This is a genomic window from Microbacterium sp. C-MGS6 (assembly GCF_058140415.1).
In genome coordinates, this window is the sequence record NZ_CM176934.1 from 814,590 (window position 1) to 829,219 (window position 14,630).

Genomic DNA, 14,630 nt, shown 5'->3' on the forward strand with positions numbered 1-14,630 from the left:
TGCTCTCCTTCCGCGCGTCCCCGCGACTGTCCCCGTCCAGTCTGCCTGCCGCTTCCGCGCTCCTCGGGGCGGCGCGCCCGGTCAGCGCAGGAACAGCGACGCATCCGGGCGCGGGGAGGCGACCGCGTCGGCATCGGTGACGATGCGGGCCCCCTGGAGGAAGGCGCGGGCCTCGTCCCCCTGGGCGATCTTCGCGGGGTGCGGGCCGGCGGCCAGTATCCGCGGCAGCCACTCCGTCGGCAGCGGCGCGGCGGATGCCGCCAGCACGAGATTGCCGAAGCGGCGGCCCTTGAGCACCTGGGTGTCGGCGAGGATGCCGATCTCCGGAAGGACCTCGGCGATCGTCGCGGCCTGTCGACGGGCGAACGCGAGACCGGGGCCGTCGGCGACGTTGACCAGCAGCACCCCGCCGGGCGCGAGCAGCGCGGCGAGCTCGCGGTAGAACTCCACGCTCGTGAGGTGGGCGGGGGTCTGCGCGCCCGAGTACACGTCGGAGACGACGAGATCGCAGGCGGTGTGCAGGGCGGCCGGGAGCTTGCGGACTCCCTCCCTGGCATCGCCGATGCGCAGGCGGATCGCCGCCCCCTTCGGCAGCGGGAGGTGCTCGCGGACGAGCTGGACGAGCGGGGCCTCCAGCTCGATGACCTGCTGACGGGACCCCGGCCGCGTCGCGTCGATGTAGCGGGGGATCGTCAGGGCGCCGGCGCCGAGGTGGACGGCGGTGAGCGGTCCGGGGCGGAGCTGGTCGATCACGGCGCCCATCCGCACGATGTACTCGAAGTGCAGGTGGGTGGGGTCGTCCAGATCGACGTGGGACTGCGGGGTCTCGTCGACCACGAGCTCGAAGCCGCTCGTGAACTCGGAGGGGACGATGCGGGCGATTCCGCCGTGGTCGAGACGGGTCTGCGGGTGCTCGGCATCCCGTGATCGCGTCCGTCCCATGTCGTCGAGCCTACGCCGCGCCCGCCTCGGGTCAGCGCTGGTTGCCCACCGCGCAGGTCTCCTGCTCGAGGGTCTGGCCCGAGACCTCCGGCGGGAGGGTCGCGCGGGCATCCGGCGTTGCGGTCGCCTCGGGACCGGGGTCCGACTCCGGGGCCGTGGGCGCCGTGGGAGCGGGGGTGACGAGCTCCACGCCGCGGTGCGTCGTCACGTCTCCGGTGAGCTGCAGCGGTTTGCCGGCCCTCACCGCATCCCAGAGCGCGGCGGCGGCGTCCTCGTCGGGCACGACCTTGTCGTCGTCGAACGGGTCGACGACGTTCGGATACTGCACGAAGGCGAAGTCGCCGAACCTCACGTCCTTGAGAGCGAGCGCGAGCTGCGCCAGCCGCAGCGGGTCGGCGAGCTCGTCGCTGGGGTCGATGTTGTCGGCGATGGCGTTCGTCAGCCGGAGCACCTTGGGGATGTCGGTCAGCGTCTCCTCGCTCAGCACCTTCTTGGCCAGTCGCGACATGTACTGCTGCTGATTGGAGATGCGGGCGAGGTCGCTCTCGTCCCCCACGCCGTGCCGGGTGCGGATGAACTGGAGCGCCTCCACGCCCGAGACCGTCCGCATGCCCGCCGGCCAGTCGATGCCCGTGTGGCGGTCGCGGATGCCGTCGCCGGCGATGCAGACCTCGACCCCGCCTATCGCATCGGTGACGGCCATGACGCCGTCGAAGCTGATCTTGGCGGCGAACTCCACGGGGATGTCACCCAGTTCGCTCACGGTCTTCGCGATACAGGAGAGGCCGGCGTGCTCGAACAGCGAGTTCATCGATGCCTTCTCCATCGCCGACGCGACGGAGCCGTCCTCGCGGGTGCATTCCGGCACGGGCACGCCGAGGTCGCGGGGGAGGGAGACGACGGTCACGTTCCGCGGGGCGGCGGAGACGTGCACGAGGAGGTTCACGTCGTTCCGACTGAGGCCGTCCGCCTCGGCGCAGCGCTCATCGAAGAGCGCGGTGGCCTTCGGGCCGCATTCGTCCGTGCCCACGATGAGGATGCTGAAGGCCTTGTCGTCGGGATACGCGCCGAGGGTGGGCGGGTCGACCTGCGGTGCACCCTCCAGGGTGACGGCCCCGTCGCCCACGCGGTTGAACACGTCCCAGACGAGGAACCCGGCGACCGCCGCGGTCGAGACCAGCACCACGGCGAGTCCGATCCCGAGCCCGCGGAGCACGCGGGACGCGCGTCCGCGTGCAGGGTGCGGGGCATGCCGGGGGAGTGGGCGGCGGTCGGCGTCAGATCCACGTCGGGGCATGCGGGGAGCCTACCCCGGAGGCCTGATGTTACGGCGGTGTGACGATTCTGGGAGGAACTTGCAGGGAATTAGTTAGTCGTGAATACTTTTTCCTATCCCCGGTACGCACCCGATGCACACCTGGACTTTCAAAGAGGAGATCCCCCCATGCACAAGCGCATTCTTCCGGCGGTGGCGCTCGGCGCCGTCGCCACGATCGCTCTGGCCGGCTGTGCCGGCGGCAGCGGTGACAACGGCTCGACCAACGGCGAGGGCCAGGAGCTGACCGTCTGGATCATGAAGGGGACCAACCCCGACGCGACCGCCTTCTACGACAAGGTCTCGGAGGCCTTCGAGGAGGAGACCGGTGCGAAGGTCACCATCGAGGAGATCCAGTGGGCCGACGCCCACGACCGCTTCGTGACCTCGATCGCCGGGAGCACGACCCCGGACATCGCCGAGACCGGCACCACCTGGACCGCGGAGTTCGCCGACGCCGGCGCGCTCCTCCCGCTCGACGAGTACGTCGACGCCGAGGATGGCCTCCGCGACGACCTCGTCGAGGGCCTCGCCGTCGCCGGCACCTACGAGGACGAGCTGTACGGCATGCCGTGGTACGCCGGCGTCCGCTCCATCGTCTACCGCACCGACGTGTTCGAGGAGCTCGGTCTCGAGGCTCCGAAGACCTGGGACGACATCGTCGCCGCGGGTGAGGCCATCAAGGCCGCCAAGCCCGACATGCTGCCCTTCCCCGTCGCGGGCGACGCCGAGTTCCAGGTCTACCCCTGGGTCTGGGGCGCCGGCGGCGAGATCGCCACGAAGGACGGCGACACCTGGACCAGCGAGCTCGACAGCGCCGAGTCGCAGGCCGGCATCGAGTTCTACACGGGTCTGGCCACCGAGCACGGCTTCTCGTCGGCCGGTGCGACCACGTGGAAGGAGACCGACCTCCGGGACGCCTTCACGCAGGGCAACGTCGCGATGATGCTCTCCGGCTCCTGGACGCCGAACGCCCTCATCGAGGCCAACCCCGAGCTCGAGGGCAAGATCGGCGCCGCCGTGATCCCCGGCCAGGACGGCGGCATCGCGCCCTCCGTGCTCGGCGGCTCGCACCTGTCGGTGTTCAACACCACGAAGAACGCCGACCTCGCGTGGGAGTTCGTCAAGCTCATGACCACCGGTGAGTTCGCCGAGCAGTGGTCCGACGAGACCGGCTACTTCCCTGGCGTCCAGTCCGCGATGGAGGAGGCCCTCGCCTCGACCGACCCGCTCGTCGCACCGTTCGCCGAGCAGATGGTCGACGGCGGCGCGTCCGTCCCGGTCACGCCGAACTTCGGCGCCGTGCAGGCGAAGAAGACCACCAACGCCATGATCCAGGCCATCCTCAGCGGGCAGAAGGACGTCGCGACCGCGACGAAGGACGCCGCTGCCGAGATGACCGAACTGCTCAACCAGTAAGGAACCATTCCTTCCATGTCGATGGTGCAAGCGCCACTGCCGGCCACGAAGGCGGAGCCCTCCTCCGCCTCCGTGGCCGGCGGCCGGAAGCGTCGGGGTCTCTCGATCGTCACGGCCCGCCCCTGGCTCCTCCTCGCCCCCGGGCTGATCATCCTCGCGGGGCTGATGCTCTGGCCGCTCGTGCAGGTGTTCCTCTACTCGCTGCAGGACTACGGTCTGCGCGAGATCAACACCGGTGAGAGCAACTGGATCGGGCTGGACAACTACGCCGAGGCGCTCACCAATCCGACCCTGTGGACGGTGGTGCTCCCCAACACGGTCGGCTTCGCGGCCGTCGCGGTGTTCACCACCGTCGCACTCGGAACCCTCGTGGCGCTGCTGCTGGCGCGGCTGGGCACCGTGTGGCGCACCATCGTCTCCAGCTGCATCATGGTCGCGTGGGCGATGCCCGCCGTGACCGGCACGTACGTCTGGACCTTCATCTTCGATGCCGACCGCGGCATCTTCAACAGCGTCCTGCAGGACCTCGGCCTCATCGACGGTCAGGTCAACTGGTTCACCAACCAGTGGTCGTTCTACGCGATCGTGCTGCTGAACGTCGTCCACCACGGCTTCCCGTTCGTGGCCATCACCGTGCTCGCCGGCCTCCTGGGCGTCTCGAAGGAGATGCTCGAGGCCGCGGCGCTCGACGGGGCCGGCGCGTGGCGCCGCTTCTGGAAGATCATCTTCCCGACGCTCAAGCCCGTCTTCTCCGTCGTCATCATCCTGTCGACGATCTGGGACTTCAAGGTCTTCGCGCAGGTCTACCTCATGCCCGGCGGCAGCGGCGGCAACCGTCAGGTGCTCAACCTCGGCGTGTGGTCGTACGTGGAGTCGTTCGGTCAGAACCGCTACGGGTTCGGCGCCGCGCTGGCGGTGCTGCTGACCCTCGTGCTGATCGGCATCACGATCGTCTACATCCGCTCCCTCATGAAGGAGGACGAGCTGTGAACCCCCGCCCCAGGCTCCGGTCGCGCATCGGACTCGGCATCGGCGTCGCCGCCGTCCTCATCTTCACGCTGTTCCCCGTCTACTGGATGGTCTCCAGCGCGTTCGACGGCAAGGCCTCCAGCGGTGGGCAGTCGCTCCTCCCGCAGGAGTTCACGTGGGACAACTTCGCCTTCGTGCTCACCGAGGGCGGCTTCGGCACCTACCTGCGCAACTCCGCCATCGTGGCCCTCGTCACGGTGCTCGTCAGCGCGATCGTCTGCCTGCTCGCGGCGGTCGCCGTGGCGCGGTTCCGCTTCAAGTTCCGCACCACGGTCCTGATGATGATCCTCGTGGTGCAGATGGTGCCGCTCGAGGCCCTGGTCATCCCGCTGTTCCTCCAGGTGAAGAGCCTCGGCCTGCTGAACAGCATCATCGGCCTCATGGTGGTCTACGTGGCGCTGTCGCTCGCGTTCGGCATCTGGATGCTGCGCGGCTTCGTCGCCGCCGTCCCGGTCGAGCTCGAGGAGGCCGCCTACATCGACGGCGCGAGCTGGTGGCGGATGTTCCGCTCGATCCTGCTGCCCCTGGTGATGCCCGGCCTCGTCGCGACGAGCATCTTCAGCTTCATCACGGCGTGGAACGAGTTCATCTTCGCCATGACGATCCTCGGCGCGCAGACCGACCAGTACACGGTCTCGATCGGGCTCAAGTCGTTCTTCGGCCTGTACTCGAACGACTGGGGCAGCATCATGGCCGCCTCCACGATCATCACCGTGCCCGTCATGATCTTCTTCGTCATCGTGCAGCGCCGGCTCTCCGCCGGCATGGTCGCGGGAGCGGTGAAGGGATGACCGACGAGCTCGAGCGCCTCGCGAACGGCGTGCTCTGGCCCGGGTTCCTCGGCACCACGGCGCCCGCCTGGCTCGTGGAGGAGCTGCGCGACGGCCTGGCCGGAGTCGTGTACTTCGGACAGAACGTGGGAGAGGGACTGCCCGCGCTGAGTGCGCAGATCCTCGACGCGAACCCGGACGCCCTGATCGGCGTGGACGAGGAGGGCGGCAGCGTCACGCGGCTGGAGTCCGGGAGCGGCTCGACCCTTCCCGGCGCCGCGCAGCTCGGTGCCCTCGACGACGTGGTCGCGTCGGAGCGGACCGGAGCGGAGCTCGCCCGTCGCGTGCGCGCCGTCGGTGCGAACGTGGTGCTCGGTCCGGTCGCCGACGTCAACACCGACCCGCGCAACCCCGTCATCGGCGTGCGCTCGTTCGGATCCGACGAGGCGCTGGTGACGCGCCACGTCGTCGCCACGGTCGACGGCATCCAGGACGGCGGCGTCGCCGCGTGCGTCAAGCACTTCCCCGGTCACGGCGACACCCACCTCGACTCGCATCACGCGCTTCCCGAGATCGCGCTCGACGTGGCCGAGTACGAACGCGTGCACCTCGAGCCGTTCCGGGCGGCCGTCGAGGCGGGCGTCGACGCGATCATGACCGCGCACATCGTCGTCCCGGCGTGGGGCGCGCAGCCGGCGACCCTCAACCCGCGTGTGCTCGGCATGCTGCGGGAGTGGGGCTTCCGGGGCGTCATCATCACCGATGCGCTGGACATGGCCGCGATCCGCGAGACCGTCGGGCTGGGAGGAGGCGCCGCCCTCGCTCTGGCCGCCGGCGCCGACCTCCTGTGCATCGGAAACCCGACCAACCCCGGCGACGCCGCCCTTCCCGACCAGGACCGCCGCGACTTCCTCGCCGCCCGCGACGGGATCGTGGCCGCGCTGCGTGACGGCTCGCTCTCCCGGGAGCGCGTCGAGGAGGCCGCCGCGCGGGTGTCGGCCCTCGCCACCCGGCTGCGCACGAGCGATGCCTCGGACGAGGAGATCGCCGCGTTCGACGCCGCCGAGATCGTCCGTCGGTCCGTGTCGCTGACCGGCGTCGCACCCGAGGCCGCCGACGCCCTGGCGGTGATCGACGCCCGACGTCGCTCGACGCTCGCGGTGGACAGCGCCGCCTCCTACGTGGCCGAAGCGCTCGCGGGAGACGGCGTCCGGGTGCGGCTCGACGTGGCCGCGCGCACCGTGGACGAGCAGGACGCCGTGATCGACGAGGTCGCCGCGGCGACCGGCACGACGGTCGTCCTCGTGGACCGGCCGGATGCGGAGCCGGCGCAGCGCGCACTCATCGAGCGGACCGCGCTCCGGGATCCGGGAGCGGTCGTGGTGAACGTCGGCCTGCACGTACAGGAGCCGCTGCCGCTGCCCACCATCGAGGTCGGTGCCGCCAGCCGGCTCGGCGCTCAGACCGCGCGGGACGCGCTCCTCGGCCGCTTCGTGCCCCGACAGAGGACGACCGCCGCCGGTTGAGACGGGATCAGCGCATGGACGACGACGTTCTGGCCGTGGTGCGGCGCTCCCTCCCCAAGCTCAGCGCGGCGGAGGGACGCGTCGCCGAGAGGATCCTCGGGGACCCCACCCTCGTGGTGGACCTCGCGATCAACGACCTCGCGCAGCTCTGCCAGACCTCGCTCTCGACCGTCGCCCGGTTCGCGCAGTCGTTGGGCTACAGCGGCTATCGGGAACTCCGGGTGGCCGTCGCCCGCGCGGTCACCCTCGCACAGGCGCAGCAGGCCCGCTTCGGACTCGATTCCACGGCTATCGACCGGGACGACGGGCCGGCCGCGATCGCCGCGAAGCTCGCCGCGCAGGAGATCGACGCGATCGAGAAGACGGCACGGGCCCTGGACGCGGACGCCCTCGACCGGGTCGCGCGGGCGGTGGTCGTCGCCCGGCACATCGACCTGTTCGGGCAGGCGGCGTCGTCGCTGACCGCCCAGGATCTCCAGCTCAAGCTGTCCCGGATCGGCTGCTCGGTGACCCACTCGGCCGATCCGCACCTCGCGATCACCGCGGCCTCGTTGCGGTCGTCCGCCGACGTGGCGATCGCCTTCTCACACGGCGGCGAGACGGCCGAGACGGTCCGCGCCCTGGAGGTCGCGCGGGCCACGGGTGCACTCGCGGTGGCGGTGACGAGCGCTGCGGACTCCCCGCTCGCGGCCATCGCCGACGTCGTGCTCCTCAGCCAGGCCCAGGAGTCGCCGTTCCGGATGGCCGCCATGTCGAGCCGCATCGCGCAGCTCGCGCTCATCGATGTGCTCTTCGTGCGGATCGTGCAGCACCGGGGCGAGCACGTCGCGGTGTCGCTGCAGCGCACGCACGACGCGGTCCCGCCGCGGCGTGGACGTCACGCGGACTGAGGTCGCCCGGTCAGTCGACGTGGTCCCGCGTGCTGGTGATCGCGCGCGTCGCGATGCGGTGGGCGCGGGCCAGGCTCCCACCCAGGGTCAGACCGGTCAGGACGCCCGCGAGGAAGCCCGCGGCGAACGCGTCGCCCGCTCCGATCGTCTCCACGACCGGTACGTCGAGGGCGTCGCTGGCCGCGCGCTCCGCGCCGTCGAACGCGACGGCACCGGCGGGGTGGGTCACGACCAGGTACCGCGGCTCGGGGAACAGCGTCCGCAGGTCGTCCGGTGCGCTCGTCCCGAACACGGCCTCGGCATCCGGCCGGGTGCAGAAGACGATGTCGGCGCGGTGGGCGAGGTCGGTGAGCAGGGCACGCCCCTCGTCCTCCCGCCCCCGCCACAGCGCGGGGCGCCAGTTGAGATCGAAGCTGACGAGGCGGCCGGGTCGGGGCGCCGCCACCAGGGCCTCCTGGGCGGCGCGTGCGGACGGAGAGAGCGCCGGCGTGATGCCAGAGGTGTGCACGAGGGCTGCCGCGGCGAGCAGCTCCGTCGCCACCGGCGACTCCAGCGAACCCGGTGACAGCGCCGCCGCGGCCGACCCCGCACGGTAATAGTGCATGGTCCCGTCCACGGCGCCGTCCGTCCGCGGCGAGAGCTCCTTGACGTAGAGCCCCGTCGGCGCGACCGGGTCGACCTCGACGGCGCGGTCGTCGACCCCGTGCGCACGGAGCTCGGCGGTGAGGAACCGTCCGAACCCGTCGTCTCCGACGCGGGACACGACCGCGGTCCGGATGCCGGCGGAGGCGAGTGCGATCGCGGTGTTCCACTCCGCCCCGGCGAGGGAGCGGTGGAACGTGCGGCAGGTCTCGAGCGGCCCGGCGGTGGCGGAGACGAGGGCGACCAGGCCCTCGCCCAGGCACACGACGAGGGGAGTGGTGTCCGGCACGTTCTGGACATTACCGGATCGACGGCGGCCCCGCGTCGATACCGGATCGCAACATCGGACTCTTGGCATCCGCCGGGCCGCTGGGTACCTTCGAGGAATCACCGTCTCCGCGGCGACGATGCCCGGAGACGCGCAAGGAAGCGCCCGACAGGGAAGGTCATACACACATGCACCAGTCAGCCATGCCTCGGCGAGGACTCGCCGCCGTCACCGGAGCGACCATCGCCGCTCTCGCACTCGCCGGATGCGTCGCCAGCGAGCGCGGGGACAACGGGTCGGAAGGATCGGGTGACGTCGACGGCACCTTCGTCTTCGCCGCCTCCTCGGATCCCGCGAGCCTCGACCCGGCGTTCGCGCAGGACGGCGAGACCTTCCGCGTCTCCCGCCAGATCTTCGAGGGTCTGGTGGGCACGGAACCCGGCACGGCCGACCCGGCACCGCTGCTGGCGGAGTCGTGGGAGTCGTCCGAGGACGGCATGTCCCACACCTTCGCGCTGAAGGAGGGCGTGACCTTCCAGGACGGCACCCCGTTCAACGCCGAGGCCGTCTGTGCCAACTTCGACCGCTGGTACAACTGGACCGGTCTCGCCGCCTCCGAGGCCTTCGGGTACTACTACAACAAGCTCTTCAAGGGCTACGCCTCCAACCCGGAGGACGCGGTCTACAAGTCGTGCACGCCGGACGGCGACAACTCCGTCACCATCGAGCTGAACAAGCCGTTCGCCGGCTTCATCGCCTCGCTGTCGCTGCCGGCCTTCGGCATGCAGAGCCCCTCGGCGATGCAGGAGTTCGGCGCTGACGAGGTCGGCGGCACCGCCGAGGCCCCGCAGCTCTCCGAGTACGCCATGGGACACCCGGTCGGCACCGGCCCCTACCAGTTCGAGGAGTGGGCACCGGGCGAGCAGGTCACGCTCAAGGCCTACGACGACTACTGGGGCGAGGCCGGCCAGATCGACGAGATCATCTTCCGCACCATCGACGACCCGACGGCCCGTCGCCAGGCGCTCGAGTCGGGTTCCATCGACGGCTACGACCTCGTGGGCCCCGCCGACACGAAGGCGCTGGAGGAGGACGACTTCACCATGGTGTCGCGTCCCCCGTTCACGATCCTCTACCTCGCCTTCAACCAGGCGATCCCGGAGCTGCAGGACCCGAAGGTGCGTGAGGCGCTGTCCTACGCGATCGACAAGGACGCCCTCATCAGCCAGGTCCTCCCGGAGGGCACCGAGAAGGCGACGCAGTTCGTCCCGCCGGTGGTCAACGGCTACAACGACGAGGTCACGACCTACGACTACGACCCGGAGAAGGCCAAGGAGCTCCTCGCGGAGGCGGGCTACGACGAGGCGAACCCGCTGGCGCTGGACTTCAACTACCCGGTCAACGTCTCGCGTCCGTACATGCCGGACCCCGAGCAGATCTACACCGTCCTGTCGTCGCAGCTCTCCGAGGTCGGCGTGGAGACCACCCCGGTCTCCGAGGAGTGGGTCGAGTACCTCGACCGCACCACCGGCACCGCCGACCACGGCATCCACCTGCTCGGCTGGACCGGCGACTACAACGACACCGACAACTTCGTCGGCGTCTTCTTCGGCCAGAAGAGCTCCGAGTGGGGCTTCGACAACCCGGAGCTGTTCCAGGCGCTGACCGAGGCGCGCGGGGTCTCCAACCTCGACGACCAGACGGCGCTGTACGAGGACATCAACGAGATGGTCGCGGAGTTCATCCCCGGCGTCCCGCTCGCGCACCCGGCGCCGACGCTCGCCTTCGACCCGCGCGTCGAGAGCTACCCCGCCAGCCCGGTGAACGACGAGGTCTTCACGGACATCGTCCTCACGAAGTAGGCCTGACCTTTTGATATGCCGAGCCCCGGTTCCGCTCCTGCGGAACCGGGGCACGGCGTACCTTCTGATCGACGGAGAACTCTGTGCTGCGCACCATCGGCAGGCGACTGCTGTTCCTCATCCCCACCCTGTTCGGGCTCAGCATCCTGCTGTTCGCCTGGGTCAGGGCCCTCCCCGGCGGCCCCGCGGTCGCCCTCCTCGGCGAGAAGGCCACCCCGGAGGCCATCGCCAGGGTCAACGAGCTCTACGGCTTCAACAAGCCCCTCATCGAGCAGTACTTCATCTGGGTCACCCGGCTGCTGCAGGGCGACTTCGGTACGTCCATCCAGACCAACCGGCCGGTCACGGAGGAGTTCCTCCGCCGATTCCCCGCGACGATCGAGCTGAGCGTCGCGGCGCTCATCTTCGCCATCGGGGTCGGCATCCCGCTCGGATACTGGGCGGCCCGTCGCCACGGAAAGTTCACCGATCACGCGTCGGTCGTGCTGAGCCTCATCGGCATCACGATCCCGGTGTTCTTCCTCGCCTTCATCCTCAAGTACGTCTTCGCCGTGCAGCTGGGCTGGCTGCCCTCGGACGGTCGGCAGGATCCACGGATCGATGCGACCCATCCCACGGGCTTCTACGTCTGGGACGGCATCATCACGGGGGAGTTCGACGCCGCATGGGATGCGATCCTCCACCTGATCCTCCCGGCGCTCGCCCTCGGCACCATCCCGCTCGCGATCATCGTCCGCATCACCAGGGCGAGCGTGCTGGAGGTGCAGAACGCCGACTACGTGCGGACGGGGCGGGCGAAGGGCGTGGGCTCCGCCACCCTGCGCAGCCGGTTCATCCTCCGGAACGCCATGCTCCCGGTCATCACGACGATCGGTCTGCAGACGGGACTGCTCATCTCGGGGGCGGTGCTCACCGAGACGGTGTTCGCCTTCCCCGGCATCGGGTCGTTCCTCGCGCGGGCGATCTTCACGCGCGACTTCCCGGTGCTGCAGGGGTTCATCATCTTCATCGCGATCGCCTACGCCCTCATCAACCTGGCCGTGGACGTGTCGTACAGCTTCATCGATCCGAGAGTGAGAGTGCAGTGATGTCCTCCTCCCTCATCCGAAAGGAGGCGCTCGCATGAGCATCGCCCTCCCACCCGCACAGGGCCCGTCCGCCGAGAGCGGCGGGAGCATCGACACCGTCGCGATCGCCCAGGCCGACCTCAAGGACGGCGGCGGCGGCTTCTGGCGCGACGTCTTCCGCCGGCTCCGGCGCAACCCGACGGCGTGGATCGGCGCCGTCATCGTGCTCCTCTTCCTGCTCGTCGCGGTGCTCGCGCCGGTCCTCGCTCCGTACCCCGAGACCGCGCTCCCTGGGGCGAAGGAGATCACGCCCACGCACATCCCCGGCCCGGGGGAGCTGCCGCAGTTCCCGCTCGGTCTGGACCGGTTCGGCGGCGACGTGCTGTCGAAGCTCATCTGGGGCGCGCAGGCGTCGCTGCTGATCGGCGTCGTCTCCACCGCGATGGGTCTCGTCGGCGGCATGATCCTCGGACTCCTCGCCGGCACGTTCGGCGGCTGGGTCGACACGGTCATCATGCGCGTCGTCGACATCATCCTGTCGGTGCCGAACCTGCTGCTGGCGGTGTCGATCGCCGCGATCCTCGGACAGACGCCGTACGCCGTGATGATCGCCATCGGGGCCTCCCAGGTGCCGATCTTCGCGCGCCTGCTGCGGGCGTCCATGCTCCAGCAGCGCTCCAGCGACTATGTGCTGTCGGCGCAGACACTCGGCCTCGGCCGCGGCCGGATCACGATGTCGCACGTCCTCCCGAACGCCATCGGTCCGGTCATCGTGCAGGGCACCCTGACCCTCGCGACCGCGGTCATCGACGCGGCAGCGCTGTCGTTCCTCGGTCTCGGCGGCGGCGGGCCCGCGACCGCCGAGTGGGGCCGCATGCTCACGTACGCACAGGCCGAGCTGGCGATCGCCCCGTGGCTGGCGTTCCTCCCCGGCATCTGCATCGCCGTCACCGCGCTGGGCTTCACCCTGCTCGGCGAGGCGCTGCGTGAGGCCATGGACCCGAGGACGAGGGCACGATGAACATCCATGACGAGGGCGCCGTGCGCGCCGCGAAGGAGAACGGCATGGCGGACGAGCCCCTGCTGTCGGTCGAGGGCCTGGCGGTGGACTTCGCCACCATGGACGGCGTCGTGCACGCCGTCGAGGGCGTCGACCTCGAGATCCGCCCCGGGGAGACGGTGGCGATCGTCGGCGAGTCCGGTTCCGGCAAGTCGACCACCGCGATGGCGATCATCGGTCTGCTCGCGGGCGGGGGGAAGGTGGCCGCCGGCAGCATCAGACTCGACGGGCGGGAGATCTCCCGCGCCTCCGAGAACGAGTTGCGGTCGATCCGCGGACGGGACATCGGCCTCGTGCCGCAGGACCCCATGTCCAACCTCAACCCGGTCGCGAAGATCGGCACCCAGGTCGCCGAGACGCTGCTCGCCCACGGCCTCGCCACCCGGCAGAACGTGCAGTCCAAGGTCGTCGAGGCGCTCACCGCCGCCGGCCTCCCGGATCCGGAGAGCCGTGCGAAGCAGTACCCGCACGAGTTCTCCGGCGGCATGCGGCAGCGGGCGCTCATCGCGATCGGGCTGGCGTGCAAGCCGCGGCTGCTCATCGCGGACGAGCCCACCAGCGCCCTGGACGTGACCGTGCAGCAGACCATCCTCGACCAGATCGGCGAGATGACCAGGGAGCTCGGCACCGCCGTGCTCCTCATCACGCACGACCTCGGGCTCGCCGCCGAGCGGGCCGAGCGGGTGATCGTGATGCACCGCGGCAAGGTCGTCGAGCAGGGTCCCGCGCGGCAGATCCTCGAGGATCCGCAGCACCCGTACACCCAGTCGCTCGTGAAGGCCGCGCCGTCGGTCGCGGTGGCACGGCTGCGCCCGGAAGCCTTCGTGCAGGGCGCTTCGACAGGCTCAGCGACCCAGGAGGAGGCCGGGTCAGCGACCCAGGAGGGCGCTTCGACAGGCTCAGCGACCCAGGAGGGCGCTTCGACAGGCTCAGCGACCCAGGAGAAGGCTGGGTCCCTGAGCTCGTCGAAGGGCAACATCGTCGAGATCGAGAACCTCACGAAGGTGTACCCCGTGCGCGGCAAGCACGAGGACTTCGTCGCGGTCGACGGCGTCTCGCTCGCGATCCCGCGCGGCGAGACCGTCGCGATCGTGGGGGAGTCGGGGTCGGGCAAGACCACGACCGCGCGCATGCTCCTCAAGGTGATCGAGCCCACGAGCGGCCTCATCCGCTACGAGGGCAAGGACATCTCGACCCTGAGCCGCGCGGAGACGAAGGACTTCCGGCAGCGGGTGCAGCCCATCTTCCAGGATCCGTACTCCAGCCTGAACCCCATGTTCACGATCGAGCGGCTGATCGCGGAGCCGCTGGAGTTCTACAAGCGGGGGAGCGGAGCAGACCGGCGCAAGCGCGTGCGGCAGCTCCTGGACGACGTCGCGCTGCCGCAGTCGATGCTGCGGCGCTACCCGTCCGAGCTCTCCGGCGGGCAGCGTCAGCGCGTGGCGATCGCGCGGGCACTGGCCCTGTCGCCTGACCTCATCGTGTGCGACGAGCCCGTGTCGGCGCTCGACGTGCTCGTGCAGGACCAGATCCTGCGGCTGCTGGGCGACCTGCAGCGGGAGTACGGCCTGAGCTACCTGTTCATCTCGCACGACCTCGCGGTGGTGCGGCTCATCAGCGACTACGTGTGCGTGATGAAGGACGGGAAGCTCGTGGAGGCCGCGTCGTCGGAGGAGATCTTCACGAACCCCCGTGACCCCTACACGCGCCGCCTCCTCGCCTCGATCCCCGGCAACGAGCTCAACATCGCGTCCTGACCCGAGACCCCGGTTTCGCGTCGAAACCCCGCCCTGCCCCCGCGGCGAGGGCGGGGTTTCGACGCGAAGGCGGGGTCTCGGCC

At 70.2% G+C, this 14,630-nt stretch carries 12 protein-coding genes; 9 read left to right on the forward strand and 3 right to left on the reverse strand.

All coding sequences use genetic code 11. The annotated features are described in order from the left end of the window. Positions 1-81: 81 nt before the first annotated feature. Together AC3B5L_RS03985 and AC3B5L_RS03990 are read right to left on the reverse strand one after the other, a co-directional pair. On the reverse strand, positions 82-942 hold the full coding sequence (locus AC3B5L_RS03985) for a spermidine synthase (RefSeq protein WP_268777232.1): 861 nt from the start codon (positions 940-942) through the stop codon (positions 82-84). Positions 943-973: 31 nt separating this feature from the next. Next, positions 974-2,239: an LCP family protein gene (locus AC3B5L_RS03990; RefSeq protein WP_187663351.1), complete on the reverse strand. Its 1,266-nt coding sequence runs from the start codon at positions 2,237-2,239 to the stop codon at positions 974-976. 147 nt (positions 2,240-2,386) lie between these two features. Between AC3B5L_RS03990 and AC3B5L_RS03995 the strand changes: the two genes are divergently transcribed. Genes AC3B5L_RS03995 through AC3B5L_RS04015 form a run of 5 tightly spaced genes read left to right on the forward strand, consistent with a single transcriptional unit; the run spans position 2,387 to position 7,891 of the window. Continuing rightward, the gene (locus tag AC3B5L_RS03995; protein WP_259952977.1) at positions 2,387-3,676 is read left to right on the forward strand and encodes a sugar ABC transporter substrate-binding protein; all 1,290 of its coding nucleotides are present in this window, start codon (positions 2,387-2,389) and stop codon (positions 3,674-3,676) included. Positions 3,677-3,691: 15 nt separating this feature from the next. Beyond that, positions 3,692-4,666 carry a carbohydrate ABC transporter permease gene (locus tag AC3B5L_RS04000; protein ID WP_187663353.1) on the forward strand — a complete coding sequence of 325 codons (975 nt, stop codon included), beginning with the start codon at positions 3,692-3,694 and terminating at the stop codon, positions 4,664-4,666. Continuing rightward, positions 4,663-5,496: a carbohydrate ABC transporter permease gene (locus AC3B5L_RS04005; protein ID WP_187663354.1), complete on the forward strand. Its 834-nt coding sequence runs from the start codon at positions 4,663-4,665 to the stop codon at positions 5,494-5,496. Before AC3B5L_RS04000 ends, AC3B5L_RS04005 begins: the two co-directional genes overlap by 4 nt. Beyond that, on the forward strand, positions 5,493-7,001 hold the full coding sequence (locus AC3B5L_RS04010) for a glycoside hydrolase family 3 protein (protein WP_259952979.1): 1,509 nt from the start codon (positions 5,493-5,495) through the stop codon (positions 6,999-7,001). Before AC3B5L_RS04005 ends, AC3B5L_RS04010 begins: the two co-directional genes overlap by 4 nt. A 14-nt stretch (positions 7,002-7,015) precedes the next feature. After that, positions 7,016-7,891: a MurR/RpiR family transcriptional regulator gene (locus AC3B5L_RS04015; protein WP_259952981.1), complete on the forward strand. Its 876-nt coding sequence runs from the start codon at positions 7,016-7,018 to the stop codon at positions 7,889-7,891. 10 nt (positions 7,892-7,901) lie between these two features. Here the strand turns inward: AC3B5L_RS04015 and AC3B5L_RS04020 are convergent, their stop codons facing one another. Beyond that, entirely contained in the window at positions 7,902-8,822 is a 921-nt protein-coding gene (locus AC3B5L_RS04020; protein ID WP_187663357.1) for a sugar kinase, read from the reverse strand. A gap of 167 nt (positions 8,823-8,989) precedes the next feature. Here AC3B5L_RS04020 and AC3B5L_RS04025 point away from each other — a divergent pair, with 167 nt between their 5' ends. From AC3B5L_RS04025 to AC3B5L_RS04040, 4 genes are all read left to right on the forward strand, one after another. Beyond that, positions 8,990-10,663, forward strand: a complete 1,674-nt coding sequence (locus tag AC3B5L_RS04025; RefSeq protein WP_187663358.1) for an ABC transporter substrate-binding protein — start codon at positions 8,990-8,992, stop codon at positions 10,661-10,663. An 83-nt stretch (positions 10,664-10,746) separates the two neighbouring features. Continuing rightward, a complete protein-coding gene (locus AC3B5L_RS04030; RefSeq protein WP_060922593.1) occupies positions 10,747-11,751 on the forward strand; it encodes an ABC transporter permease in 1,005 nt (334 codons plus the stop codon). A 34-nt stretch (positions 11,752-11,785) separates the two neighbouring features. Then, a complete protein-coding gene (locus tag AC3B5L_RS04035; RefSeq protein WP_259952983.1) occupies positions 11,786-12,751 on the forward strand; it encodes an ABC transporter permease in 966 nt (321 codons plus the stop codon). Continuing rightward, on the forward strand, positions 12,748-14,547 hold the full coding sequence (locus tag AC3B5L_RS04040; RefSeq protein ID WP_259952985.1) for an ABC transporter ATP-binding protein: 1,800 nt from the start codon (positions 12,748-12,750) through the stop codon (positions 14,545-14,547). The genes AC3B5L_RS04035 and AC3B5L_RS04040 overlap by 4 nt, the downstream gene beginning before the upstream one ends. Positions 14,548-14,630 lie beyond the last annotated feature (83 nt).

Excerpts from the sequence above, each read along its gene's own strand:
- AC3B5L_RS03990 (WP_187663351.1), bottom strand. The coding sequence starts at position 2,239 with ATGCCCCGACGTGGATCTGACGCCGACCGCCGCCCACTCCCCCGGCAT.
- AC3B5L_RS03985 (WP_268777232.1), bottom strand. The coding sequence starts at position 942 with ATGGGACGGACGCGATCACGGGATGCCGAGCACCCGCAGACCCGTCTC.
- AC3B5L_RS04040 (WP_259952985.1), top strand. The coding sequence starts at position 12,748 with ATGAACATCCATGACGAGGGCGCCGTGCGCGCCGCGAAGGAGAACGGC.
- AC3B5L_RS04035 (WP_259952983.1), top strand. The coding sequence starts at position 11,786 with ATGAGCATCGCCCTCCCACCCGCACAGGGCCCGTCCGCCGAGAGCGGC.
- AC3B5L_RS04025 (WP_187663358.1), top strand. The coding sequence starts at position 8,990 with ATGCACCAGTCAGCCATGCCTCGGCGAGGACTCGCCGCCGTCACCGGA.
- AC3B5L_RS04000 (WP_187663353.1), top strand. The coding sequence starts at position 3,692 with ATGTCGATGGTGCAAGCGCCACTGCCGGCCACGAAGGCGGAGCCCTCC.
- AC3B5L_RS04010 (WP_259952979.1), top strand. The coding sequence starts at position 5,493 with ATGACCGACGAGCTCGAGCGCCTCGCGAACGGCGTGCTCTGGCCCGGG.
- AC3B5L_RS04015 (WP_259952981.1), top strand. The coding sequence starts at position 7,016 with ATGGACGACGACGTTCTGGCCGTGGTGCGGCGCTCCCTCCCCAAGCTC.
- AC3B5L_RS03995 (WP_259952977.1), top strand. The coding sequence starts at position 2,387 with ATGCACAAGCGCATTCTTCCGGCGGTGGCGCTCGGCGCCGTCGCCACG.